Raw genomic sequence first — 23,801 nt, forward strand, 5'->3', positions numbered from 1 at the left:
TGCTATTTTGAGGGCAGGCTAACCCGCTTTCTTCCCCGAATCCACCGGGTAAAACGTATAGGACAGGGTGATGGTCTCGATGTCCCTGGCATCGGGGTCGTTCAGGATCTTCGGGTCGATGAAGAAGATTACCGGCATCCGCGCCGTCTCACCGGGTTTCAGCGTCTGCTGGGTGAAGCAGAAACACTGGATCTTGGTGAAATAGCGGCCCGCCTGGTCGGGCGTGACGTTGAAGGTCGCGGTGCCGGTGACCGGGACTTTCGCATTGTTGGTCGCGGTGAAGAACACCATGTCGCGCGCGCCGATATCAACGGTTTCGTGCGGGTTCTCGGGCTTGAACGTCCAAGCGAGGCGCGAGGAGACGTTGGCGTCAAAATTCACCGTGATCTGGCGGTGGACGCTGCCCGGTGCCTGGCTTCCGCGCTGGGTCGTACCCTGATAGCCCGTCACCTGGCAGAACATGCGGTAGAGCGGCACGCTGGCAAAGGCGAGGCCGGTCATGAACACCACGCCGAACACCGCAAGGGCGACCGTCCTACCCTGGCGGGTCAGCCGCATCAGTGCATGCCCGACCGGATCTTCGACAGGGTGATGAAGAAGATCAGCACCACCAGGAAGCCGAGCAGCAGCGCCATCACGGTGGCGCGGGCGCGCTGCTTGGCGCGAATCCGATTCGAATCGTCAGGCGTCATGCCCAACGATCCACCACCAGCGCGCCAAAGAGAAGGAAAAGATAGAGAATCGAGTATTTGAATAACCGTTTCTCGGGCTTCATCGCGTCGTCCGCCTGGGTGTGGCGGAACGCAACGATGGCGGCATAGGCGGCGAACAACGCGGTCCCGGCGGTGGCGATGATGCCGTAGATCGCGCCGGTCAGCCCCAGCGGCCAGGGCGCGACGGCGGCGATCGCCATCGGAATGGTGTAGAGCCCGATCTGCGTGCGCGTCATCCGCTCGCCCGCGACTACGGGCAGCATCGGCACGCCCGCATTGGCGTAATCGGTCTTCACGAACAGTGCGAGCGCCCAGAAATGCGGCGGCGTCCACAGAAAGACGAGGCTGAACAGCAGCAAGGGCAGCAGGGCGACCTCACCCGTCGCCGCCGCCCAGCCGATCAGCGGCGGAAACGCCCCTGCCGCGCCGCCGATGACGATGTTCTGCGGTGTCCGCCGCTTCAGCCAGACGGTGTAGACCAAGACATAAAACAGGATCGAAATCGTCAGGATGCCCGCGGCGACATAATTCACCGCCAATCCCATCAGCAGGACCGAGAAACAGGCGAGGCCCACGCCGAAATGCAGCGCCGATTCGCGGCTCATCCGGCCCGCCGGCAGCGGCCGCTTGGCGGTGCGGCGCATCAGCGCGTCGATATCCGCCTCATACCACTGGTTCAGCGCCCCCGCGGCACCTGCGCCCAGCGCGATGCACAGGATCGCGGTGAAACCGATGACCGGATCGACCCCCACCGGGGCGGCCAGCATCCCGCACAGGCCGGTAAACACCACCAGCGTCATCACCCGCGGCTTGGTGAGCGCCAGAAAGTCGCGCCAGTCGGCGGGAACGAAGACGGATGAGGGAATGCTGGACATGGATGTCCGGCATATAGGCCGTGCGGAAAGGTGGGGCAATCGAAGTGGGTGAAGTAGAAGCACACCGGCCGCCACACGCGCACCCCCTCCCGTAAACGGGAGGGGGCTGGGGGGAGGGCAGGGTGTCTCACCGAGACTATCGCCCGTGGCATTCCCTCCCCCATCCCAGTTTCAGGTAAACGATGCCCCCGCATCGTTTAGGTCATGCCGGGGGCATGACCGACCTGAAACTCGCAAGCGGGAGGCGCGTGGGACTCAGCAGCTTCAGCCTTGCTTCAACGTCGCCATGTCGATGACGAAGCGATACTTCACATCGCTCTTCTGCATCCGGTCATAGGCCGTGTTGACCTCGTCCATCGCGATCATCTCGATATCGGCGGTCAGGCCGTGCTGGTGGCAGAAGTCCAGCATTTCCTGCGTCTCGGCGATGCCGCCGATCAGCGAGCCCGCCAGCGAACGGCGGCGGAAGACCAGATTGGCGACCGAGGGCGACGGGTGCGGCGAATCGGGCACGCCGACCAGCGTCATCGTGCCGTCGCGCTTCAGCAGCATCATGAACGCATCCAGGTCATGCGGCGCGGCGACCGTGTTCAGGATGAAGTCGAAGCTGTTGGCGTGCTCGGCCATCTGATCGGCGTCCTTCGACACGATCAGTTCCTTCGCGCCGAGTCGCTTGGCATCCTCGGCCTTGTTCGGCGAGGTCGAGAAGACATAGACCTCGGCCCCCATCGCGGCGGCGATCTTCACGCCCATATGGCCCAGGCCGCCCAGCCCCACGATGCCGACCTTCTGGCCCGGCCCGACCATCCAGTGGTGAAGCGGCGAATAGGTGGTGATCCCGGCGCACAGCAGCGGCGCGACGGCGGCCAGATCGGCCTCGTCATGGTTGATCTTCAGGACGAAGTCTTCCTTGACCACGATATGGTCGGAATAGCCGCCCAGCGTATGGCCGCCCAGCACGGGGTCGGGGCCGTTATAGGTGCCGACGAAACCGGTCGTCTCGCAATATTGCTCTTCGCCGTCATGGCAGGACGGGCAGTGGCCGCAGCTGTCGACCATGCAGCCGACGCCGACCAGATCGCCGACCTTGTACTTGGTGACCTCGCCGCCGACCTCGGTCACGCGGCCGACGATCTCGTGGCCCGGTACGCAAGGATAAAGCGTACCTTCCCACTCGCCGCGCGCGGTGTGAAGGTCGGAGTGGCAGACGCCGCAATACAGGATGTCGATCGCGACATCGTCGGGCTGGCAGTCGCGACGCTCAAACGAATAGGGAGCAAGCGGGGTCTCGGCCGACTGCGCGGCATAACCCTTGGCGGGAGTGGGCATGGAAGCTCCTGTGGAAAACGGTGGCGCAACCGAACGGTCGCGGCGTCCATATGGGTCCGTAGGAAGTCCGTGCCAGAGGGATGCGGCGTTCAGTTTTTCCGATCGACGACGATCGGGAAATTGCTCAAGTTCAATATGTTATATTGTAACGTTGGGGAGGGGGCCACGAAAAAGGGCCCCGGAACCTGGTCTCGGGGCCCTGTGTCGCATGATGGAGGACGATCAGTCGATCCGCGGCAGCGTCTCGAACTGGTGATAGGGCGGCGGGCTGGACAGCGTCCATTCCAGCGTCGTCGCGCCTTCGCCCCACGGATTGTCGCCGGCGGGCTTGCCCGCGACCAGCGACCAGATGAGGTTGACGAAGAAGAACACCATGCCCAGCGCCATGATCTCATAGCCATGGGTCGCGACGCGGTTCCACATCTCGAAGGCGTCGGGATAATCGGGATAGCGGCGCGGCATCCCCTGCAGGCCCAGGAAGTGCATCGGGAAGAACAACAGGTTCACGCCAACGAAGAACACCCAGAAATGCAGCTGGCCGAGCAGCTCGCTGTACATCTTCCCCGACATCTTGGGGAACCAGTAATAAAAGCCCGCGAACAGCGCGAACACCGCGCCCAGCGACAGGACGTAGTGGAAGTGCGCTACGACATAATAGGTGTCGTGCATATAGTCGTCGATGCCGCCGTTCGCGAGCACGACGCCGGTCACGCCGCCCACGGTGAACATGAAGATGAAACCGATCGCCCAGACCATCGGCGTCTTGAACGACAGCGAGCCGCCCCACATCGTCGCGATCCACGAGAAGATCTTGATGCCTGTGGGCACCGCGATGATCATCGTCGCGGCGGTGAAGTACATCTTGGTGTTCACCGACAGGCCGGTGGCGAACATGTGGTGCGCCCAGACGACGAAGCCGACCACGCCGATCGCGACCATGGCATAGGCCATACCGAGATAGCCGAAGACCGGCTTGCGGCTGAACGTCGCGATGATCTGGCTGACGATGCCGAAGCCCGGCAGGATCATGATGTACACTTCGGGATGGCCGAAGAACCAGAACAGATGCTGGTACAGGATCGGATCGCCGCCCCCGGCGGGGTCGAAGAAGGTCGTGCCGAAGTTGCGATCGGTCAGCAACATGGTGATCGCGGCGGCCAGCACCGGCAGCGAGAGCAGCAGGAGGAAGGCGGTGACCAGCACCGACCAGACGAACAGCGGCATCTTGTGCAGGGTCATGCCCGGCGCGCGCATGTTGAAGATGGTGGTGATGAAGTTGATCGCGCCCAGGATCGACGAAGCGCCCGCCAGGTGGAGCGACAGGATCGCCATGTCGACCGACGGCCCCGGCTCGCCGAAGGTGGATAGCGGGGCATAGGCGGTCCAGCCGACGCCCGCACCCGACCCAAAGAAGGGCGAGGCGAGCAGCAGCGTGAAGGCCGGGATCAGCAGCCAGAAGGACACGTTGTTCATGCGCGGGAACGCCATGTCCGGCGCGCCGATCATGATCGGCACGAACCAGTTGCCGAACCCGCCGATCATCGCGGGCATGACCATGAAGAACACCATGATCAGCCCGTGCGCGGTGATCAGCACGTTCCACAGGTGCAGCGACTGGTCGAGGCTCTGCGCACCGCCATGCAGCATCCCGGCCCACAGGCCCAGATACTGGATGCCGGGCTCGCGCAGCTCGGCGCGCATCAGGCCGGAGATGCCGCCGCCGATGATGCCCGCCACGATCGCGAAGATCAGATAGAGGGTGCCGATGTCCTTGTGGTTGGTCGACAGGAACCAGCGCGCGAAGAAGCCGGGTTTGTGATCGGCGTCATGATGCGCATGATGGTGATCGTCATGACCGACAAAAGCCGATCCGGGGTGAAGTGCGGTGTCGGTCATGGCTTATTGTCCAGCGTTGCCGGGGCCGGCCGGATTGGCGGTGGCACCCTGCGCGGAGGTGGGAGACTGGGCGGGCGTCGAGGCGTTGTCCGCCGGACCCGTCACCGCCTCGGCGGCATTGGCCTGGGTCGCCTCGGCGGCCGATCCTTCGGCGCCCGGCTGCGGGATGACCGAGGAGGAGGGGGCCGCCGAACCCGGCATCTTGCCGCCCTTGGCCGCGACCCAGGCGGCGAACTGCGCCGGGGATACCGCCTGCACCGCGATCGGCATGAAGGCATGGCGTGCGCCGCACAGCTCGGAACACTGGCCAAAATACAGGCCGGGCTTCTCGATGGTGAAGCTCGTCTCGTTCAACCGGCCGGGCACCGCGTCCAGCTTCATCCAGAAGGCCGGGATCGCCCAGCTGTGGATGACGTCGTTCGAGGTGGTGATCAGGCGGATCGGCACGCCGACCGGCAGGACGATGCGATTGTCCACCGCCAGCAGGCGCGGACCGTCGACATCGGTGCGAGCGCGCTCACCGGGCGACACCTGGTCCTTTTCCTTCAGCATGTTGGCGGTGATCTCGATCCCGCCATGATCCGGATATTGATAGGTCCAGTACCACTGGTTGCCGATCGCCTTCAGCGTCACGGCCCCGGCGGGCGCGGGCTTGAACTGCGCCTGGAGCAGGCCGATCGACGGAATGGCGATGGCGACCAGCACGACCACCGGGCCCAGCGTCCACAGCACTTCGACGAAGGTGTTGTGGCTGGTCTTCGACGCGACCGGATTGGCGCGGCGGTTGAAGCGGAACACCACCCAGGCGAGCAGCAGGAGGACGAGGACGCAGATGATGGTGATGACCGGCATCAGTACGTCGTTGTGCATCCAGTGCGCGAACTCGCCGTTCTTCGTCACCTGTGGCTGGAGCCCGATCTTGCCGCTGATCGGCAGGCCGACCTTGGGATTGATGGTGATCGCGGGGGCACCGTCCTGCGCCAGCAGCGGGCTGGTGGGTGCAGCGGTCGCCGGGGCGGCGGTGGTGGTCGGGGCGGTGTTGGACACCCCCGCCGGTTCGGCGGCGGTTTGCGGCGCGGGGGCCGGGGCAGCGGTCGGAGTCGCGAAGGCTGCTCCCGACAGCGCGGCGCAGCCCAGCCCGGCGGCGATCGCCAGCGCCTTCATCCGTTTCGGCATCCTCATCCTCCGGGGTCCGGACATGCGCTTGACCTCGCTCATCCCGCTCTCGTCTCCCATCTCCCTCGCCCGTCCATCGGTCGTCCGACGGTCTTGGGGCGGGGCGTCATGTCGTTTTTGTTAGGCGGACTATAGCACGGGTCTTCGCCCCCTCAACCCTAGAGCGCAACATGCCAGATTGCGCCGACGCTGGGGCGATCCTATGAGGCCGGGTCATCTGACCGATGCCGGAGTTGCCCCATGACCGATGAAGACGTCCTCGCCGAGTTCCGCGCCGCCGAGGCGCTGCTCGAAGGGCATTTCATCCTCTCCTCAGGGCTCCGCAGCCCTCGCTATCTGCAATGCGCGCGCGTCCTGATGGACCCGGCGCGCGCCGCCCGGCTGTGCGAGGCGGTCGCCGCCAAGATTCCGGCGGACATCCGCGACCAGATCAGCGCCGTCGTCGCCCCTGCCATGGGTGGCGTCATCGTCGGCCACGAGATGGCGCGTGCGCTGGGCGTGCCGGGCATGTTCCTGGAGCGGCCCGAGGGAACCTTCCACCTGCGCCGCGGCTTCCGGCTGGAGCAGGGGCAGAAGGTGCTGATGATGGAAGACGTGGTCACGACCGGCCTGTCGAGCCGCGAGGCGATCGCCGCCATCGCGCGCGAGGGCGGCGAGACGATCGCCGCCGCCTCGCTGGTCGATCGCTCGAACGGGGCGGCCGATCTGGGCGTGCCGTTCTTCCCGCTGATCCGGCTCGACGTGCCGAGCTACAGCCCCGACGATCTGCCCCCCGAGTTGGCGGCCATCCCTGCGATCAAGCCGGGGAGCCGCGCGGCGGCATGACCGAGCATTTGCGCCTGGGCGTCAATATCGACCATGTCGCGACCGTGCGGAATGCGCGCGGCGCGGGCTATCCCGATCCGGTCCAGGCGGCGCTGGTCGCGGCGCAGGCGGGGGCGGACGGTATCACCGCGCATCTTCGCGAAGATCGGCGGCACATCACCGACGATGACATCGCGCGGCTGTCCGCCGAGCTGATCGTGCCGCTCAACCTGGAGATGGCGGCGACCGAGGAGATGCTGGCCATCGCGCTGAAGCATCGTCCCCACGCCGCCTGCATCGTCCCCGAAAAGCGCGAGGAGCGCACGACCGAGGGCGGGCTGGACGCTGCCGGGCAGCGCGAATGGCTGGCGCCCATGGTGGCCAAGCTGGGCGAGGCGGGCATCCGCGTCTCGTTGTTCATCGAACCCGATCCCCGCCAGATCGAGGCGGCGCTGTCCTTGCGCGTGCCGGTGGTCGAGCTGCACACCGGCCGCTATGCCGAACTGGACGGCGAGGCGCGCACCGACGAACTGCGCCGCCTCTCCGACGCGGCGGCGCTGGCGGCAAAGAACGGGATCGAGGTTCATGCGGGCCACGGCCTGACCTATGACAATGTCACGCCCATCGCGGCGATCCCGCAGGTGCGCGAGCTGAACATCGGACATTTCCTGATCGCCGATGCGGTGTTCGTCGGCCTGCCCGAAGTGGTGCGCAAGATGCGCGCCGCGATGGACCTGGCGCGGTGAATCCTCCCCGGCACGGGGAGGGGGACCAGCCGCAGGCTGGTGGAGGGGGAGCGCCCCAGATGACCCGCGTGGTGGAGAGCCCCCTCCACCATCGCTTCGCGACGGTCCCCCTCCCCGTATCGGGGAGGATCGCATGATCATCGGTCTGGGCTCCGACCTCTGCAATATCGAGCGCATCCAGACGGCGCTCGATCGGCATGGCGGCCGGTTCGAGGCGCGCTGCTTCACCGATATCGAGCAGGCCAAGGCGGCCAAACGCCCCTTCACCCGCGCGGGCACCTATGCCAAGCGCTTCGCCGCCAAGGAGGCCTTTTCCAAGGCGGTCGGCACCGGTTTCGCGCAGGGCGTGTTCATGCGCGACATCGGCGTGGTAAACCTTCCCGGCGGCGCGCCGACGCTGTCTTTGACCGGCGGCGCGCGCGAACGGCTTGACGCGATGACCCCGCCGGGCCACGTCGCCCATATTCACTTGACCATGACCGACGATCACCCCTGGGCGCAGGCCTTTGTCGTGATCGAGGCACGACCGGAAGTTTCCGCATGAAGGACGCGGTGTTGGACACGAATCCGGGCTCGCCCGCCGAACGGCCGGCGGCCGACCCATCGGTGACCGCGCCGCCTCCGCCACCTGCCGCCAAGAAGAAGGGCACCGACTGGTGGTCCGAGGTCAAGGGGCTGTTCTGGCTGCTGCTGATCGTGCTGGGTTTCCACAGCTTCATCGCCAAGCCCTTCTACATCCCGTCCGAATCGATGCTGCCGGGCCTTCAGGTCGGCGACCGGCTGGTGGTGAGCAAGTTCGCCTATGGCTGGTCCTATGTCTCGCCGACCATCCCGAACCCGATCGCGATCTTCAAGTCGGTGGTCCTGCGCCAGCCGGAGGATAGCTGGAGCTATCAGCTGCCGTTCATTCACGGCCGCCTGTTCGGCTCGCTGCCAACCCGTGGCGACGTGGTGATCGTGACCCCGCCGGGCACGCATAACGACTATATCAAGCGGGTCATCGGCCTGCCGGGCGACCGGCTGGAGGTGCGCGACGGCGTCGTCATCCTGAACGGCAAGCCGGTCGAGCGGGGACCGCTCCATTACATCGACATTCCCGTCGACACGAACAGCCCGTGCAAGGCGTCCGACTATGGCGACCAGGCGAAGATCCGCCTGGCGAGCGGACAATGGGTCTGCCACCTGCCGATCGTGACCGAGACTTTGCCCAACAACCGGCGGTACGACACGGTCGAGCTGGGCTGGAGCCCCGGCGACAATTACGGGCCGATCACCATTCCGGCCGACCATGTCTTCCTGATGGGCGACAATCGCGATCGTTCGGCCGACAGCCGCTTCTCGCTGGCCGAGCTGGGCCTGGGCGGTGCGGTTCCCTATGAGAATCTGGGCGGTCGCGCCGAATTCGTGACCTTCAGCCTGGACGGCGACGCGACGCTGAACCCGCTGACCTGGTGGGGTTCGCTGCGCTCCGGCCGGGCGGGCACCTCGCTCCATCCGACGACCGTAAAGCCCGGATCATGAGCGAGCAGCGCCCGCTAACCGACGATCCCGCGCCGATCGAGTTTCGCGAGGGGTTCGTCCGGCGGGAGCTGACGCGCGCCGCGATCTGGCTGGGGCTGATCGCGGCCATGGCGGTGGCGGTGCTGCTGGTCCAGCCGCTGCTGGTGATCTTTGCCGGGCTGGTCTTCGCCACGCTGCTTGACGGCGGCGTGCGGCTGCTCGGCCGGGTGCTGCCGATCGGGCGCGGCTGGCGTTTGCTGATCGTCGTGCTGGCGGTGGTCGCCTTCCTGCTCGGCACCTTCTACCTGACCGGCGTCGAGATGGCGCAACAGGTGACGCAGCTTCGCTCGACGCTGGAGGCGCAGGCGGGCAAGGTCACCGGCTGGCTGTCGTCGCACGGCGTCATGCCGGGCACCTCGGACATCAACGGCCTGTTGAAACAGTCGGTCGGTTCGATCGGCAAGCTCACCTCCTGGGTCGGTACGGCGGTGGGGGCGGTCACGACGATGGTCATGATCCTCGTCATCGGCCTGTTCCTGGCGATGGATCCGGAAGGCTATGCGCGTGGCCTGCAATGGGTGGTGCCGCGTTCCGCGCGCGCCGAATTCGCGGTCACGCAAGGCCGCGTCATGTGTACGCTGCGCCGTCTGCTCGCCGGGCGGTTGCTCGGCATGGCGGTGGAGGGGGTGCTGATCGGTATCGCTCTGATGATCGGCGGCGTGCCGATGGCGATGTTGCTGGGCATCATCGCGGGCATCCTGGCCTTCATCCCCAATATCGGGGCGATCATCACCGGCACGCTGATGATCGCGGTCGGCTTTTCGGCCGGGCAGGATACGGGCTTCTGGGCGATCGGCACCTATCTGCTGGTGCAGACCTTCGACGGCTATGTCGTCGTGCCGATGGTCGCCAAGCGCACCGTCGACATGCCGCCGGCGCTGACCCTGTCGACCCAGATCATGGCGAGTGCGCTGTTCGGCATATTGGGTCTGGCGCTCGCCGATCCGATGACCGCGATGGTCAAGACCGCGCTAAAGCGCCGGTCGGAGCGCGAGGCGGCGCGCGACGGCGACGGCACGCGCGCCCAAGCCGATCTCGGCTGACGGCATCCGCTCAGGCTCGGACCAGATCGGCGCCTGCCGCCCGCGCGCCGCGACGATCGAATCGAACAGCGCCAGATAACGCTCGGCCGAATCCTGTCCCGGCTGCGGCACGGGATCGGGGCGCGGCGCGACGGGATCGAGCCAATGGCGCAGCGCCGCCGCCAGCGCGTGCACGTCTTGACGCGGGACGATGGTGCCAAGCGTCGGATCGGTCACGATCTCATACACCGCCGGGCTCGAATCGGTGGTGACGACCGGGGTCCCCACCGCCAGCGCCTCGCGCAGGACGCCGGGCACGCCTTCATAGTCGGAGGCGAGCGCGACCACCGGCGCGGCGGCCATCGCGCCGGGCGCATCGGCGCTGTGGCCGGGGAGCGAGACACGGTGCGACAGCCCCAATATCTCGATCTGCGCGGTCAGCGCGGGACGCAGGCTACCCTCGCCCAGGATGGTCAGCCCGATATCCTCGGGCAAATGGGTCATCGCGGTGATCAGCCGGTCCCAGCGCTTCTGCGGCTCCAGCCGCCCGACGCCCAGGATGCGGCGGCTCGCCACCGGCGGTCGATTGGACGCGAAACCGGGCAGCACGCTGGGCGGATTGGGGATCACCGCGACCGACAGCCCGGTCGCCCCTTGCGCCTCGCGCGCGGTCGCGGGGGTCATCGCGACCAGCGCGTCCAGGAAGTGGCGATGCCCCGCCAGCCATTGCCGCTGGCCCCAGGCCATCCAACCCGCCTGGTCGCCGCGATCGACCGCGTTCGACATCTTGGCGACGATCGGCGGGCAGGCGCCGGCGAGGCGCAGGCGCGTCCAGGCGGCCATGGCGGTATAGTGATTGCCCGGACAGAAGATGACGTCGGGCCGCGCCTGCTCGATCAAGCCGGGCAGCGCGGTGCACAGCCCGCCATAGCGCTGATGGCCCAGCGTCACCATGTCCACGCCGTGCGGCACGCCGCCCTGAAACTGCCCGTCATCGTCGCCCAGTACCAGGGTGACGCGGCGGCCCTGTTCGAGCCAGCCCTGCAGCATGCGGCCCAGCGCCGCTTCCACGCCGCCCCGCATCGCGAGCGCATAGGTCAGGATGTGATCGGCGGGCATAGGCTCCGAAGGGCTGGCGGAAAGGATCGGCACGAGGGCTAATCGGAGCTTGTCGCGGAATTATGTCAGTATCAGCCCTAAGGTGGACACAATCGCACGACAGAGATGAATTCTTATTCAGGTGCGAGAAAGCAGTGTTGAGGTTAGCGGGCGCCACCGGCGAACGCCGCCGAGGAATCTCCCTAACGTGCAGAATGAACGAGATGATCCCATGACCCCGCAACAGGCATTGCCTGGCGGCCTGGCTCCCGGAGCGGGCGGTGAGAGTGGCCCGGTGGCGCGCGACATGGCTGCGCTGGAGCCGTTGAAGACGGTCAAGAACCGCCTGCCCGCCATCATCGGCGGCGCGCTGACGCTCGCCATGATCGTGGGGCTGGGGCATGAGCTGCTCGGCCGCGGACTGGTCGGGCTGAGCCATTCGGTGCCCGGCAACCCGCTATTCTATATCGTCTTTGTCGGGCTCTACATGGCGTTGCCGATCGGCGACTACATCATCTTCCGGCGGTTGTGGGGCATCCCGATCAGCGGCATGGCCGCGCTGATCCGCAAGCGGATCGCCAACGAAGTGGCGTTCAGCTATTCGGGCGAGGCCTATTTCTACGCCTGGGCGCGCGCCCATGCGAAGATGGTCGCGGCGCCCTTCGGCGCGGTCAAGGACGTCGGCATTCTCTCGGCGATCGCGGGCAATGCGATCACCCTGCTGATGATCGGCCTGGCTCTGCCGGTCGGGCGCGAGCTGCTGACGCCCGAACAGTTGCGGCTGGTCTGGGGATCGATCGCGATCGTCATGGCGACCTCGCTGCCCTTCATCATCTTCTCGCGGCGGGTCTTCTCGCTCGACCGCAAGACGCTCTGGTGGGTCTTCATGGTCCACTGCATCCGCCTGATCGCCAACTCGCTGCTGGTGGCGCTGGCGTGGCATTACGGGATGCCGAGCGTGTCGCTGGGCATGTGGCTGTTCCTGTCGGCGGCGCGGCTGCTGGTCTCGCGCCTGCCGCTGGTGCCCAACAAGGACCTTCTTTTCGCCAATTTCGCGATCCTGTTGATCGGGCAGGATCAGGAACTGAGCGAGCTGATCGCGTTCACCGCGGCACTGACCCTGTTGGTGCATGTCGTGTTGATCGCCGGATTCGGTCTCGCGGCCCTGGTTCGGAAGGTACGCGCATGATTCGCGTGATGAAGATGGTGACGGTAGCGGCGGCGGCACTGGCGGCGATTCCCCAGGCGGCGGGCGCACAGATATTGGGCAGCGATGCGGCGGCCTGCACCGGCGGCGGTCCCGCCATCCTGGCCCGGATCGAGGGGCTGAAGGATCGCAAGGGCAATCTGAAGCTGGAACTCTATCCGGCCAATGACGAGGATTTCCTCCAGGACGACGGCGTGCTGGTCCGTGCGGGCAAGACGTTCCGCCGCGTCCAGATGCCGACCCCGGCGGGCGGCGGTCGGGTCGAGATGTGCATCCGCGTGCCGCACCCCGGCCGCTATGCGCTGCTCTTCACCCATGACCGCGACGGCAAGAACAAGTTCAACTTCTGGAGCGATGGCGCGGGCTTTCCGGCCAACACCAAGCTGGGCCGTCGCAAGCCGCCGCTCGCCTCCGCGCTGATCGACGTGCCCAATGGCGTGGCGACGACGACGATCCGGGCCCAGTATCTGCGGGGGCTGGGCGGTTTCGGCCCGGTAGAGTAAGGACAGGCGATGCGCATCGTCGACGTCAACGAGTTCTACTCCCCCACCGGCGGGGGCGTGCGAACCTATATCGACCGCAAGATGTCGATCCTGGCGGAGATGGGCCATGAGCTGATCGTGCTCGCCCCCGGCACCGAGGACGTGGTCGAGGAGCGCCCCGGCGGCGGCAAGATCATCTATATCAAGGCGCCGCGCCTGATCCTGGACACCAATTACGGCATGTTCTGGGACGGCGCGCCCGTCTGTCGCCTGCTCGACGAGCTGGATCCCGACATCGTCGAAGTGTCCTCGCCCGCCAAGCCCGCCTGGTTCGTCGCCAGTTGGCAGGGGCGTGCGAAGAAGGTCTTCTTCATGCACAACGACAATGTCGGCACCTATCCGGTCCGCTGGCTCGACGGGCTGGTCGCGCAGGAGCGGGTGGAGGACTGGTTCAGCTGGTACAGCCGCTACATGAACCGCTTCCTCGACCATTACGACCTGGTGCTGTCCAACGGCCCGGCGCTGGTCAAGCGCCTGGGCAAGCGCGGCGTGCGGGTGGACGAGGGCATTCCGCTGGGCATCGAGCGGCACTTCTTCTCGCCCGACCACCGCGACGACCGGCTGCGGGCGGCATTGCTGGCGCAGTGCGCGCTGCCCGAGGACGCGCATCTGCTGCTGGGCCTGGGGCGGCATCACCCCGAAAAGCGCTGGCCGATGGTCATCGACGCGGTCGAGCGCGTGGCCTCGACCCGGCCGGTCGGCCTGGTCCTGATCGGCGGCGGCGTTGCCAGCCGGACGCTGGAGAAGCGGATCGCGGGCAGCCCGCATATCCGCCTGTTCCGCCCGGTCTATGACCGGCCGCGCCTGGCCCGGATCATGGCAAGCTGCGACGCGCTGGTGCACGGGTGCGAAACCGAGACGTTCGGGCTAGTCGCCTCGGAGGCTTTGGCCTCGGGCCTGCCGCTGGTCGTGCCCGATTATGGCGGGTGTGCCGAGGTCGCCCATCCGCTGTTCGCCGAGACCTTCCGCGCCCGCGACGGTGCGGCCTGTGCCCAGGCGATCGAGCGGTTGCTGTCGCGCGACCAGCGTGTCCTGCGCCATGCCGCGCGGGTCGCGGCGGGCAAGGTGTTCAGCGATCGCGACCATGCCGAGGCCCTGATCGCGCGCTACCAAACGCTGCTGAACGAGGGCGAACGCCAGCGCGACGCGGCGTAAAGCCGAAGCGGACCTTTGCCGACACTCGAGAGTCTGTCATCATGACAAAAATGTCATGGGAGACGGTCGATGAGTCGTGGCGTGGCGGTCGTGATCGGCATCATTCTGGCGGCATCGGGCACGGCCCGCGCCGCCGACCGTCCTCCGATCGAAAGCTGGGGCAAGCCCGGCGTCAGTTTCGACCAGTATCGCGCCGACTCGGTGGAATGCGCCAGGAGCGGGTATTTCCGTGACGTATCGCAGGACGAACCCGCCAAGCGTTTCATCGCCGGTTTTGGGGCTGCCGATAACGCGCTGAATGGCGGTGGGACCGCTGGAAGCTGGATCGATGCGATATTGCGGACCCAGCCCGATCGGCAGAAGCGGCTCCTGCATGCGATCCAGGTCGGTGATGTCGAACAATGCTTGACGGCCAGGGGCTATAGCCGCTTCCGCCTGTCGGCCGCCGAGGTCAAAATGCTGAAGCGTTATCCGGGTGGATCCGAGGCGCGGCACCGGTATCTCCACCAACTGGCCGCCCGTTCGGTGGTCGCATCATGACGCGGGTCGGACTGGCCCTGCTTTTACTGGGGGCCGCCGCCCCGGCCCCGGCCGCACCACGCGGAGCTGTCGAAAGCTGGGGCAAGCCCGGCGTCGGTTTCGACCAGTATCGTGCCGACTCGATCGCGTGTGCGAAGCAGGGCTATTTTCGGGACGTGTCGCAGGACGAACCGGCCAAGCGGTTCATCAGGGGGTTCGAGACGGCCGATAATGGCCTGAACATGCCGGGTGCGCCCGACATTGGTGCATGGATCGATTCGGTGCAGCGGGTGAAGCCCGATCGACAGAAGAGACTGCTTCACGGGATTCAGGTCGCGGATGTCGAACAATGCCTGGGTCGCAAAGGCTATCGCAAGTTTGCGCTCACCCGAGATGAGATCGAGCAGCTCGCCCGGTATCCGCGCGGATCGGAGGCACGGCATCGCTACCTCCACACGCTGGGCGCGCGCTGATCAGGCGGCGAGCAGGTCCGCGTAGCGCGACGGGATATGGGTCTTCGCCAGCCGCGAATAGGTCTTGTCGATGCTGTCGAGCAGCGCGGGCACGCCATTGTCGCCGGGATGCACCGCAACCCGCGCGACCGGGGTCGGACGCAGGCCGTGACGCAGCACGGCGGCGGCGGCGAGCGAACTCAACTGGCGCCCACGCGAGCGGCTGGCCCAGGTGACGACGGGGCCGCGCGCGATGATCCTGCCGTCGGTCGGGGTCCAGACGCGGAAATGATCCTCCGCCAGCCCGAACCCCGCATCGCCCAAGGCCAGCCGCGCTTCGTCCGAATACAGCCAGGCGGGCGCGATGAAGCCCGTCGCCCGGCGGCCGATAATGTCCTCGATCAGCGCGGTGCCCCGGCGCATCCGGCGTAAGGCTTCGGCGCGGTCCAGGCCGACGAATTCGCCTTCGCCCGCGGTCATGTGCCGGGCCTTCAACGCGGTCTTCTGGTCGGTGTGGACCATGTCGTCCTTGTGCGACCAGCCATGGACGAACATCTCGATCCCCATGTCCGCCCAGTCGCGCAGCCGGGTGGCAAAGGGCGTGCCCGGCGCGATCGGTGCGCTGTTCCAATGGTCGGGGATGACCAGCATGGCCAGGCGAGGGCCGCCGAGATGGCCCGACAGCCGGTCGAACAGCGCATCGACCGCCCCCTCGAACCGGGGGGATACGTCATGGATCGAGGCGAGAAGGCGTTTCATCGCGTGGATTTATAGACGCTGATCGTCTCATTGCCCATCGGCAGTTTCGCGGTCAGCCGATAGCCATCGGCCATCGCCGCCAGCACGCGGGCATGGGCGGCGGGACGCTCGCCATTATAGGGCGGGCGCATCACCACCACGGCCGGGTGTTGCGACAGGATGCGGGCGATCTCGCTATCCTGGTCGACGCCGGTCGCGCCGGCTTCGCGGGCGCGGCTGAGATGCGCGGGGACGATATAGCGCGACAGGGCGCAGCGCCGGGTCGCGACATAGAGCATGGTGCTGCCCGAATAGACGTAGAGACAGCCCGGCCCCGTGCCGACCGCCTGGGACAGGGCGGCGAACTCGGTCGCGTCGCCGCGCTCATGGCGCAGGCTCAGCAGCACGATCTGCCCCGCCAGCGCGACGGTGATCAGCAGCGCCGGGGTATAGCGCCGCCGCCAGTCCCGACTCCCCAATATCGCGGCGGCGGCGGTGCAGGCGGGGAGCAGGATCGGCAGGCCATAATGGTCGAACCACGGCCGGAACAGCAACACGCCAACCACGCCCGCGCCCAGCCAGATGGCAAGGAAGGTCTTTTCAGCATCCGCCCGCCATGTCCGCTTCAATCCCAGCACCGCCAGCGTGACGATCGGCGAGAGGATCAGGACCATCTGCCCCAGATTGCCCGCCAGCTCGGCCAGCGGATCGGGGTTGCGGTGGAAGATCGAGAGGAAATTGGCGTAGAGAAAGGCGTCCCACTGTCCGATCGCCGCATAGACTCCCGCCGCCAACAGGGTGGGGAGCAGCGACACCGCGACCAGCGCCGCGCCGTACAGGATAAGGGCGACCGGCGAACGACTCCGCCGCCATTCGGAAGCGAGCAGCCAGAGGCCGAACACCACCCCCTCGAACACCGCAGAATATTTGATCTGGAGGACGATGCCGACCAGCGCCATCGCGACCAGCCCCATGCTGCGCCGTCGTAGCCGATCCGATTCGAGGATCGCCCAGGCGGCACCCATCATCAGCAGATTGTAGAAGACCGGCGCCTGCCCGCCCTGTCCGCCGAGCAGGTTCAGCCACAGGATGTATGCGATCCCCGCCGCCGTCGCGCCCGCGCCCCAGTCCAGCCGTTGCGCCATTCGCGCGATCAGCCGTCCGGTCGCCACCACGCTGGCCAGCGCCATCGCCTGATAGGCCCAGATGCCCGCCGGAAAACCGAACGCGGCAGGCACGGCATAGAGCAGGAACAGCCCGATCGGCTTGCGGTCCCACACATCGACGAAGGGCCATGCACCCTGCCACATCGAATGGCCGGTGAAGAAATAGAACTCCTCGTCCACATGGACCACCGGATTGCCGAAGGTTGCCACGCGGGCGAGGACCGCGACGGCGAGCAGGATCAGGAGGCGGTGATGGCCCGAGGTGGCGGGGCGATTGGTAAGAAGTCTCGACATTCGAAAAGGTCCGAATCATTCCTCCCCTGCAAGGGGAGGGGGTGTTCGAGCTTTTGTCTGCCCCCGGCAGACGAAGATTGTGCCGGGGGCACAATCTCGCTCGAACACGAAGCTGGCGGAGGGGTGTCCCGCTATCGAGAGGGGTGACACCCCTCCGTCAGGCCTACCGAGTCGCGGTGACGAAATAATCGAGCGCGGTCGAGTCGCTGACCATGAACCCCTTGGTGGCCGAGAAGCTCAGGCCCCGCACGTCGCGCACGGTCAGCCCGGCCTCGGTCAGCAGCGCCGACAGTTCTTCGGGCGTCAGGAACTTCGACCAGTCATGCGTGCCCTTGGGAATCTTGCCCATCCCCTCGGCCAGCGTGATCAGCGCCAGCTTGGACAGCGGGGTGCGGTTGGGCGTCGACAGGATCATCAGCCCGCCCGGCGCCAGCGCATCCGCCAGCCCGCGCACGAATCGCGCCGGATCGGCGACATGCTCGATCACCTCCAGCGAGGTGACGAGGTCGAACGTCTCGCCCGCCAGTCCCTCGACGCTGCCCGCGCGGTAATGGATCTCCAGCCCCGACTGGGCGGCATGGGCGGCGGCGACCGCGACATTCTCCGGCGCGGCGTCGAGCCCCGTCACCTCCGCCCCCAGCCGGGCCAGCGGTTCGCAGAGCAACCCCGCGCCGCACCCGACATCCAGCGCGCGCTTGCCCTTCAGCGGGGTGAATCCCTGGCCGTCCGCATCCCAGTGCAGGTCGATCTGCTCGCGAATATAGCGCAGCCGGGGCGGGTTCAGCCGGTGCAGCATCGCGCTCGATCCCTTGGGGTCCCACCATTCGGCGGCCATCTTTCCGAAATGTGCGGCTTCGGCCCCAATAATGGTAGAATCGTTCAAATGGCTTGCGTTCGTCATGGGGGCTACCTATCAGGACCGCCGTTTTACCCCAAGGAGATTGGCAAAAACCGCATGGCCCGTATCGTGATGAAGTTCGGCGGCACCTCGATGGCCGGAATCGAGCGCATCCGCAACGTGGCGGCGCGGGTCAAACGCGAGGTGGAGGCGGGCCATGAGGTCGCGGTCGTCGTCTCCGCGATGGCGGGCGAGACCGACCGGCTGGTCGGTTTCTGCCGCGAGGCCTCGTCGCTTTACGATCCCCAGGAATATGACGTCGTCGTCTCGGCGGGCGAACAGATCACCAGCGGCCTGCTGGCGATCACGCTCCAGGCGATGGGCGTCCTCGCCCGTTCGTGGCTGGGCTGGCAGTTGCCGATCCACACCGACACCGCGTTCGCAAAGGCGCGGATCGGCGAGATCGACACGACCGCGCTCGACCAGAGCCTTGCCAGCGGCGTGGTCGCGGTGATCCCCGGCTTCCAGGGCGTGGCCGAGGGCAACCGGGTCACGACGCTGGGTCGCGGCGGATCGGACACCAGCGCGGTCGCGGTCGCGGCGGCGATGAAGGCGGAGCGGTGCGACATCTATACCGATGTCGACGGCGTCTATACGACCGACCCGCGCATCGTGCCGCGCGCGCGCAAGCTGTCGAAGGTCACCTATGAGGAGATGCTGGAACTCGCCAGCGTCGGCGCCAAGGTGCTCCAGACCCGATCGGTGGGTCTGGCGATGAAGGAACAGGTGCGGGTTCGCGTGCTCAGCTCGTTCGACGAGGCACGGGACGAAGACGGACATCGCGGCACGTTGATCGTGGGCGAAGAGGAAATCGACGATATGGAACGCCAGCTCATCACCGGCATCGCGCATGACAAGAACGAAGCCAAGATCACCCTGACCGCCGTGCCGGACCGCCCCGGCGCGGTCGGTGCGATCTTCGCGCCGCTGGCCGATGCGGGGATCAATGTGGACATGATCGTCCAGAACATCGCGCATTCGACCGGCTCGACGGACGTGACCTTCACCGTGCCATCGGCCGATCTGGCGCGCAGCCTGGACGTGCTGGAAAAGGCGAGCGGCGAGATCGGTTACGGCAATCTCGTCCACGACACCCGCGTCGCCAAGATCTCGGTCGTCGGCGTCGGCATGCGCAGCCATGCGGGCGTGGCGTCGACCATGTTCCAGACGCTGGGCGCGCGCGGCATCAACATCCTTGCGATCACCACCTCGGAGATCAAGGTCAGCGTGCTGATCGAAGAGGACTATACCGAACTGGCGGTGCGTGTGCTGCACACCGCCTATGGCCTGGACGCCGACGCGGCGTAATTTTTCGGTTCCTCCCTGGGACGGGTCTGGGGAGGAGCTTTTCGTTCGTGCGAAGACGCGAAGACGCGAAGCGTTTTAAGGAAGTTGGTTCGCGCAGAGGCGCGGAGGGCGCAGAGGTGGCGTATCCAGCTGCACTTCCCCTTCTTGATCACTGATCGTTAGAGAGAGGATTGTGCTGCCGCGCAGGAAACCTCTCTGCGCCCTCCGCGCCTCTGCGCGAACCCATTCTTCTTCGCGTCATCACGGCTTCGCGTGAACCAAATCTTGCCGTCCGCCCCGGCCCAAGGCATGGAGCGGCGATGACCGACACCCATATCACCACCACCGGCGAACAGCGCCTGGCCACCCGCATGGCGCGCGGGGCCGAATTCCTGGGCGCCGAGATGGCGATCATGGCGGGCGCCATGTCCTGGGTGTCGGAGCGCAACCTCGTCTCCGCCATGTCGAATGCGGGCGGCTTCGGCGTGATCGCGTGCGGCGCGATGACGCCCGAACTGCTCGACGCCGAGATCGCCGCGACCAAGGCGATGACCAGCCGCCCGTTCGGCGTGAACCTGATCACCATGCATCCGCAGCTGTTCGACCTGATCGCGGTGTGCGGCCGTCACCAGGTCGGCCATGTCGTGCTGGCCGGTGGCCTGCCTCCCAAGGGCGCGCTGGAGGCGATCAAGGAGACGGGGGCCAAGGTCATCTGCTTCGCCCCCGCGCTCAGCCTCGCCAAGAAGCTCATCCGCTCGGGCGTCGATGCGCTCGTGATCGAGGGGATGGAGGCGGGCGGTCATATCGGCCCGGTGTCGACCAGCGTGCTGGCGCAGGAGATGCTGCCCGAGATCGCCGCTCAGCTTCCCGTCTTCGTCGCGGGCGGCATCGGCCGGGGCGAGGCGATCGCCGCCTATCTCGACATGGGTGCGGCGGGTGTGCAGCTCGGCACGCGCTTCGTCTGCGCGACCGAATCGATCGCGCACGCCAATTTCAAGAAGGCGTTCATCCGCGCCTCGGCCCGTGATGCGGTAGCGAGCGTGCAGATCGATCCGCGCCTGCCGGTCATCCCGGTCCGTGCGCTCAAGAATGCGGGCGGCGAGCTGTTCACCGCCAAGCAGCGCGAAGTCGCCCAGTCGCTGGACGAGGGCAAGGTCGCGATGATGGAGGCACAGCTTCAGATCGAACATTACTGGGCCGGGGCGCTGCGCCGTGCGGTGATCGACGGCGATGTCGAGCATGGCTCGGTCATGGCGGGCCAGTCGGTCGGTATGGTCACGAAGGAAGAGCCGATCGCCGATATCCTGGCGCAACTGATGACCGAGGCCGCCGCCGCGCTGGTCGCGCGCGCGGCCTAAACTTCATTCCTCCCCTGGAAGGGGAGGGGTACCCGCGAAGCTGGTGGAGGGGTGTCGCCGGTGGTGAGAGTGGGTACTCTTGCAAAGCGGGGCACCCCTCCGTCAGGCCTTCGGCCTGCCACCTCCCCTTGCAGGGGAGGAAAAGCCAGAGCGTGGTCGAACCCTCTTACGTACGTCTCGTTTCGTCGCACGGCTTACGACGTGTTAACCTTGATTCGGCATGAGGTGCGTCAGGAGCCGGGGCGGGGTTTTCCAAGGATCAGGGTCATGGCGAGTTTGCGTGTTGTATCGGGTGTCGCGATCGGTCTGTCGCTGGCGGGTTGCGCCGCGCGGGAAACGGCCAAGGTCGCGCCGCCGCCGGTGATGATCCCCGCGCCGCAGCCGCAATATGCCAAGGCGCCGCTGCCGCCGGGCGCCACGCCGGGAATGCGGATCCCCATCCTGCTGTCCGACGGCAATTACGACACGCCCAACCGCTCGCTGACCAGTGCCGCGACCATCTGGCACCTGCGGTCGGCGCTGAACGTCGCCGCGCTGGCCTGTCGCGGGGCGGACGAGGGGCAGATCGTCACGCGCTACAACACCATGCTGACCGTGCAGCGGATCACGCTGGCGGCGGCGGAAAAGCGCTATTCGGCGGAATATCAGTCAAAGGGCGGCGACTGGCGCGACCGCTATGACGACGCGATGACGCGGCTGTACAATTTCTTCTCGGTCACCCCGGTGCGCAAGACGTTCTGCGTCGCGGCCGAACAGGTGCTCGCCGACATCAGCACCGCCCCCGCCGAGGGGTTCGAGGTCGCCGCGGCGACCCATCTGGATCGGCTGAACGCGCCCTTCATCGCCTTCTTCCGCGCCTATGACGCGTGGCGCAATGGCACGATGGTGCCGGTCGAGCGGACCGCCGCGCCGTTGACCATCGCGGCCCAGGCCAATCCGGCGGTCGCACCGCGGAGCCCGAACTCGCCGGTGCTGTCCAGCCAGCCGGTGCCCGCCGCCAAGCCCTATGCGCCGCCAGTCATCAACCCGCCGTCGCTGAGCGTCGATCCGACCGCGCTGCGATAAGCGCGGTCACTCGGCGATCCAGAACAGCGATTCGACCGAGCGGTCCAGCGCGCGCGCCAGCTTGAGCGCGAGCAGGGTGGAGGGCTGGAAGACGCCGTTCTCCACCGTGTTGATCGTCTTGCGGCTGACTCCGATCGCCTCCGCGAGGCCGCCCTGGGTCAACCCGGCGGCCTCGCGCGCAGCCTTCAGATCGTTGGCGAGCGTCTCGTTCATCGGTTGGCACGCAGCTCCAGCGTGGCGAAGGCGATGAGCGCAGCGGCAAGCCCGGCGGTGATCGTGATTCGGCCCATGGCCGCTGCACCCAATGGTTGGAAGGTCGCCACCACCATGGTCGCCGCCGCCGACAGGATCATTGCCCAAAAGCCGGCGGCAAAACTTGATCGCCGGTGATCCTTGGTCGTCTCGTCATTCATGAGACGGGATACCGGTCCACACCGGCTCCAGCGGAACGGGAGGCTGCTGAGGTTCAAGGCGGCCAGCCCGATTACGAGCAGCCAGGGCAGAAGCCGGGTCATGGATTCGCCGGGTGTCGCCAGGGCCAGGATCGTCATCAGCAGCAATATCGTCGCCAGCGCGTAGAATAGCACCGCTCGCACTTGACTGCGTTTTTCCGCCTTTTCCACAAGATTCATCACGACCTCCTGTAGCCCATAGGTATCATGTAACCCATAGGTAACACCGTCGCAAGTGCCTTCCTTCCCCCGGACGGATGGGTTAACGGGCGGTCACCATGACGGTGACAGGAGAAGACCAGCCGAAGGGCGGCCGCTTCGAGGGCCATGAGCATCGCTTTGCGGTGCGTGTCTATTTCGAGGATACCGACCTGTCGGGTGTGGTCTATCACGCCAACTATCTGCGCTACATGGAGCGCGCGCGCTCCGACATGCTGCGGACAGCCGGGATCGACCAGCGCGCCGCGCATGAAGCGGGGCAGGGCGCCTATGCCGTCACCGACATCGCCATCCGCTATGCCGCCTCTGCCCGGCTGGACGACGACCTGGTCGTCACGTCCAGACTGATCGAGGTCAGTGCGGTGCGCGTCGTCATTCATCAGACAGTCAGGTGCGGCGCGCTCAAGCTGACCGATGCGCGCGTGACCGTCGCGTGGGTCGGCCCGGACGGTCGCCCGCGTCGGCAGCCCGCCGACTGGATCGCCATCTACCAACGCCTTGTCTGGCAGGGGGACACCCAACACCCATGAATCCCGTCTTCAACATGGATGCCGCTTCCTTGTCGCCCGTCGCGCTGTTTATCCACGCCGACTGGGTGGTGAAGTTCGTGATGATCGGCCTGCTGCTTGCCAGCGTCTGGACCTGGACGATCATCGTCGCCTTTTCGCGCAAGCTGGCGCGCACGAAGAAGGGCATGGTCCGGTTCGAACGTGATTTCTGGAAGGCCGAGGATATCGACGCCTTTCACCGGATGGAGCAGGATAACGAGCTTCCCTCCGCGCGCGTCTTTTCGGCGGGCGTGCAGGAATGGCGGCGTTCGACCGCGGGCGGGCATATCGACCGCGACGGCACCCGCGAGCGCCTGGCCACCGCGATGGGATCGGCCGTGGCGGGCGAGATCGACAAGCTGTCGGACCGGCTGAACGTGCTGGCGACGGTCGGCTCGGTCGCGCCGTTCGTCGGGCTGTTCGGCACCGTCTGGGGCATCATGCGCAGCTTCACCGGCATCGCGCAGGCGCAGAACACCTCGCTGGCGGTCGTCGCGCCGGGCATCTCGGAGGCATTGTTCGCCACCGCGATCGGCCTGTTCGCCGCCATCCCGGCGGTGATCGCGTATAACCGCTTCAGCCACGGCGTGAACCGGGTCGAGGCGTCGCTGAACCGCTTCGCCGACGGCTTCCACACGACGCTCAGCCGCCAGCTCGACCAGGCGCGTTGAAGGGGTAACGG

General features: G+C 66.6%; 27 protein-coding genes. 15 read left to right on the top strand and 12 right to left on the bottom strand.

The genetic code is table 11. The features are described 5' to 3' along the window. Positions 1-18 precede the first annotated feature (18 nt). The 6 genes from U1703_RS12610 to coxB form a co-directional block, all read right to left on the bottom strand. Positions 19-558: a cytochrome c oxidase assembly protein gene (locus U1703_RS12610; RefSeq protein ID WP_320453614.1), complete on the bottom strand. Its 540-nt coding sequence runs from the start codon at positions 556-558 to the stop codon at positions 19-21. Next, positions 558-692, bottom strand: coding sequence for a cytochrome c oxidase system small membrane protein (locus U1703_RS12615; protein ID WP_007406524.1), 135 nt, complete (start codon positions 690-692; stop codon positions 558-560). The genes U1703_RS12610 and U1703_RS12615 overlap by 1 nt, the downstream gene beginning before the upstream one ends. Next, complete coding sequence (locus U1703_RS12620; protein WP_332785968.1) at positions 689-1,588, bottom strand: heme o synthase; 900 nt, start codon at positions 1,586-1,588, stop codon at positions 689-691. The genes U1703_RS12615 and U1703_RS12620 overlap by 4 nt, the downstream gene beginning before the upstream one ends. A 264-nt stretch (positions 1,589-1,852) precedes the next feature. Continuing rightward, positions 1,853-2,917 carry an NAD(P)-dependent alcohol dehydrogenase gene (locus tag U1703_RS12625; protein WP_332785969.1) on the bottom strand — a complete coding sequence of 355 codons (1,065 nt, stop codon included), beginning with the start codon at positions 2,915-2,917 and terminating at the stop codon, positions 1,853-1,855. A gap of 222 nt (positions 2,918-3,139) precedes the next feature. Beyond that, complete coding sequence (gene ctaD / locus U1703_RS12630; protein ID WP_332785970.1) at positions 3,140-4,813, bottom strand: cytochrome c oxidase subunit I; 1,674 nt, start codon at positions 4,811-4,813, stop codon at positions 3,140-3,142. Between the two features lie 3 nt (positions 4,814-4,816). After that, on the bottom strand, positions 4,817-5,989 hold the full coding sequence (gene coxB, locus U1703_RS12635) for a cytochrome c oxidase subunit II (protein WP_443025810.1): 1,173 nt from the start codon (positions 5,987-5,989) through the stop codon (positions 4,817-4,819). Between the two features lie 240 nt (positions 5,990-6,229). Between coxB and pyrE the strand changes: the two genes are divergently transcribed. From pyrE to U1703_RS12660, 5 genes are all read left to right on the top strand, one after another. After that, on the top strand, positions 6,230-6,814 hold the full coding sequence (gene pyrE / locus U1703_RS12640) for an orotate phosphoribosyltransferase (RefSeq protein ID WP_320453619.1): 585 nt from the start codon (positions 6,230-6,232) through the stop codon (positions 6,812-6,814). Further along, positions 6,811-7,539, top strand: coding sequence for a pyridoxine 5'-phosphate synthase (locus U1703_RS12645; protein WP_332785972.1), 729 nt, complete (start codon positions 6,811-6,813; stop codon positions 7,537-7,539). Before pyrE ends, U1703_RS12645 begins: the two co-directional genes overlap by 4 nt. Before the next feature lie 133 nt (positions 7,540-7,672). Beyond that, a complete protein-coding gene (gene acpS / locus U1703_RS12650; protein WP_332785973.1) occupies positions 7,673-8,083 on the top strand; it encodes a holo-ACP synthase in 411 nt (136 codons plus the stop codon). Beyond that, a complete protein-coding gene (gene lepB, locus U1703_RS12655) occupies positions 8,080-9,060 on the top strand; it encodes a signal peptidase I (RefSeq protein ID WP_332785974.1) in 981 nt (326 codons plus the stop codon). The genes acpS and lepB overlap by 4 nt, the downstream gene beginning before the upstream one ends. Continuing rightward, on the top strand, positions 9,057-10,142 hold the full coding sequence (locus U1703_RS12660) for an AI-2E family transporter (RefSeq protein WP_332785975.1): 1,086 nt from the start codon (positions 9,057-9,059) through the stop codon (positions 10,140-10,142). Before lepB ends, U1703_RS12660 begins: the two co-directional genes overlap by 4 nt. On the opposite strand, the gene U1703_RS12665 is transcribed toward U1703_RS12660, so the two are convergent. Further along, positions 10,071-11,240 (bottom strand): glycosyltransferase, encoded by a 1,170-nt coding sequence (locus U1703_RS12665; protein ID WP_332785976.1) that lies wholly within the window; start codon positions 11,238-11,240, stop codon positions 10,071-10,073. The genes U1703_RS12660 and U1703_RS12665 overlap by 72 nt on opposite strands. Before the next feature lie 211 nt (positions 11,241-11,451). Here U1703_RS12665 and U1703_RS12670 point away from each other — a divergent pair, with 211 nt between their 5' ends. From U1703_RS12670 to U1703_RS12690, 5 genes are all read left to right on the top strand, one after another. After that, complete coding sequence (locus U1703_RS12670) at positions 11,452-12,408, top strand: hypothetical protein (protein ID WP_320453625.1); 957 nt, start codon at positions 11,452-11,454, stop codon at positions 12,406-12,408. After that, on the top strand, positions 12,405-12,929 hold the full coding sequence (locus U1703_RS12675) for a DUF2141 domain-containing protein (protein WP_443025811.1): 525 nt from the start codon (positions 12,405-12,407) through the stop codon (positions 12,927-12,929). Before U1703_RS12670 ends, U1703_RS12675 begins: the two co-directional genes overlap by 4 nt. Positions 12,930-12,938: 9 nt before the next feature. Beyond that, a complete protein-coding gene (locus U1703_RS12680; RefSeq protein WP_332785977.1) occupies positions 12,939-14,123 on the top strand; it encodes a glycosyltransferase in 1,185 nt (394 codons plus the stop codon). Positions 14,124-14,192: 69 nt separating this feature from the next. Further along, positions 14,193-14,663, top strand: coding sequence for a hypothetical protein (locus U1703_RS12685; RefSeq protein ID WP_320453627.1), 471 nt, complete (start codon positions 14,193-14,195; stop codon positions 14,661-14,663). After that, positions 14,660-15,115: a hypothetical protein gene (locus U1703_RS12690; protein WP_332785978.1), complete on the top strand. Its 456-nt coding sequence runs from the start codon at positions 14,660-14,662 to the stop codon at positions 15,113-15,115. Before U1703_RS12685 ends, U1703_RS12690 begins: the two co-directional genes overlap by 4 nt. On the opposite strand, the gene U1703_RS12695 is transcribed toward U1703_RS12690, so the two are convergent. The 3 genes from U1703_RS12695 to ubiG all read right to left on the bottom strand — a co-directional run bounded on the left by U1703_RS12695 (position 15,116) and on the right by ubiG (position 18,193). Further along, entirely contained in the window at positions 15,116-15,853 is a 738-nt protein-coding gene (locus tag U1703_RS12695) for a DUF2334 domain-containing protein (protein WP_332785979.1), read from the bottom strand. Then, complete coding sequence (locus U1703_RS12700) at positions 15,850-17,292, bottom strand: hypothetical protein (RefSeq protein ID WP_332785980.1); 1,443 nt, start codon at positions 17,290-17,292, stop codon at positions 15,850-15,852. The genes U1703_RS12695 and U1703_RS12700 overlap by 4 nt, the downstream gene beginning before the upstream one ends. Before the next feature lie 163 nt (positions 17,293-17,455). Continuing rightward, entirely contained in the window at positions 17,456-18,193 is a 738-nt protein-coding gene (ubiG, locus tag U1703_RS12705; RefSeq protein ID WP_332785981.1) for a bifunctional 2-polyprenyl-6-hydroxyphenol methylase/3-demethylubiquinol 3-O-methyltransferase UbiG, read from the bottom strand. A 54-nt stretch (positions 18,194-18,247) separates the two neighbouring features. On the opposite strand from ubiG, the gene U1703_RS12710 reads away from it, so the two are divergent. The 3 genes from U1703_RS12710 to U1703_RS12720 all read left to right on the top strand — a co-directional run bounded on the left by U1703_RS12710 (position 18,248) and on the right by U1703_RS12720 (position 21,900). After that, complete coding sequence (locus tag U1703_RS12710; RefSeq protein ID WP_332785982.1) at positions 18,248-19,498, top strand: aspartate kinase; 1,251 nt, start codon at positions 18,248-18,250, stop codon at positions 19,496-19,498. Positions 19,499-19,848: 350 nt separating this feature from the next. After that, positions 19,849-20,835: an NAD(P)H-dependent flavin oxidoreductase gene (locus U1703_RS12715; protein WP_503676840.1), complete on the top strand. Its 987-nt coding sequence runs from the start codon at positions 19,849-19,851 to the stop codon at positions 20,833-20,835. A 267-nt stretch (positions 20,836-21,102) separates the two neighbouring features. Then, a complete protein-coding gene (locus U1703_RS12720; protein ID WP_320453634.1) occupies positions 21,103-21,900 on the top strand; it encodes a hypothetical protein in 798 nt (265 codons plus the stop codon). Positions 21,901-21,906: 6 nt separating this feature from the next. Here the strand turns inward: U1703_RS12720 and U1703_RS12725 are convergent, their stop codons facing one another. Together U1703_RS12725 and U1703_RS12730 are read right to left on the bottom strand one after the other, a co-directional pair. Continuing rightward, entirely contained in the window at positions 21,907-22,113 is a 207-nt protein-coding gene (locus tag U1703_RS12725) for a helix-turn-helix transcriptional regulator (protein WP_332785984.1), read from the bottom strand. Continuing rightward, positions 22,110-22,532, bottom strand: coding sequence for a hypothetical protein (locus tag U1703_RS12730; protein WP_332785985.1), 423 nt, complete (start codon positions 22,530-22,532; stop codon positions 22,110-22,112). Before U1703_RS12730 ends, U1703_RS12725 begins: the two co-directional genes overlap by 4 nt. 98 nt (positions 22,533-22,630) lie before the next feature. Between U1703_RS12730 and U1703_RS12735 the strand changes: the two genes are divergently transcribed. Together U1703_RS12735 and tolQ are read left to right on the top strand one after the other, a co-directional pair. Then, positions 22,631-23,101, top strand: coding sequence for a YbgC/FadM family acyl-CoA thioesterase (locus U1703_RS12735; protein ID WP_332785986.1), 471 nt, complete (start codon positions 22,631-22,633; stop codon positions 23,099-23,101). Next, a complete protein-coding gene (gene tolQ, locus U1703_RS12740; protein WP_332785987.1) occupies positions 23,098-23,790 on the top strand; it encodes a protein TolQ in 693 nt (230 codons plus the stop codon). The genes U1703_RS12735 and tolQ overlap by 4 nt, the downstream gene beginning before the upstream one ends. The last annotated feature ends 11 nt before the right edge of the window (positions 23,791-23,801 follow it).

This window comes from Sphingomonas flavida (genome assembly GCF_036663655.1).
Taxonomy (GTDB): domain Bacteria; phylum Pseudomonadota; class Alphaproteobacteria; order Sphingomonadales; family Sphingomonadaceae; genus Sphingomonas.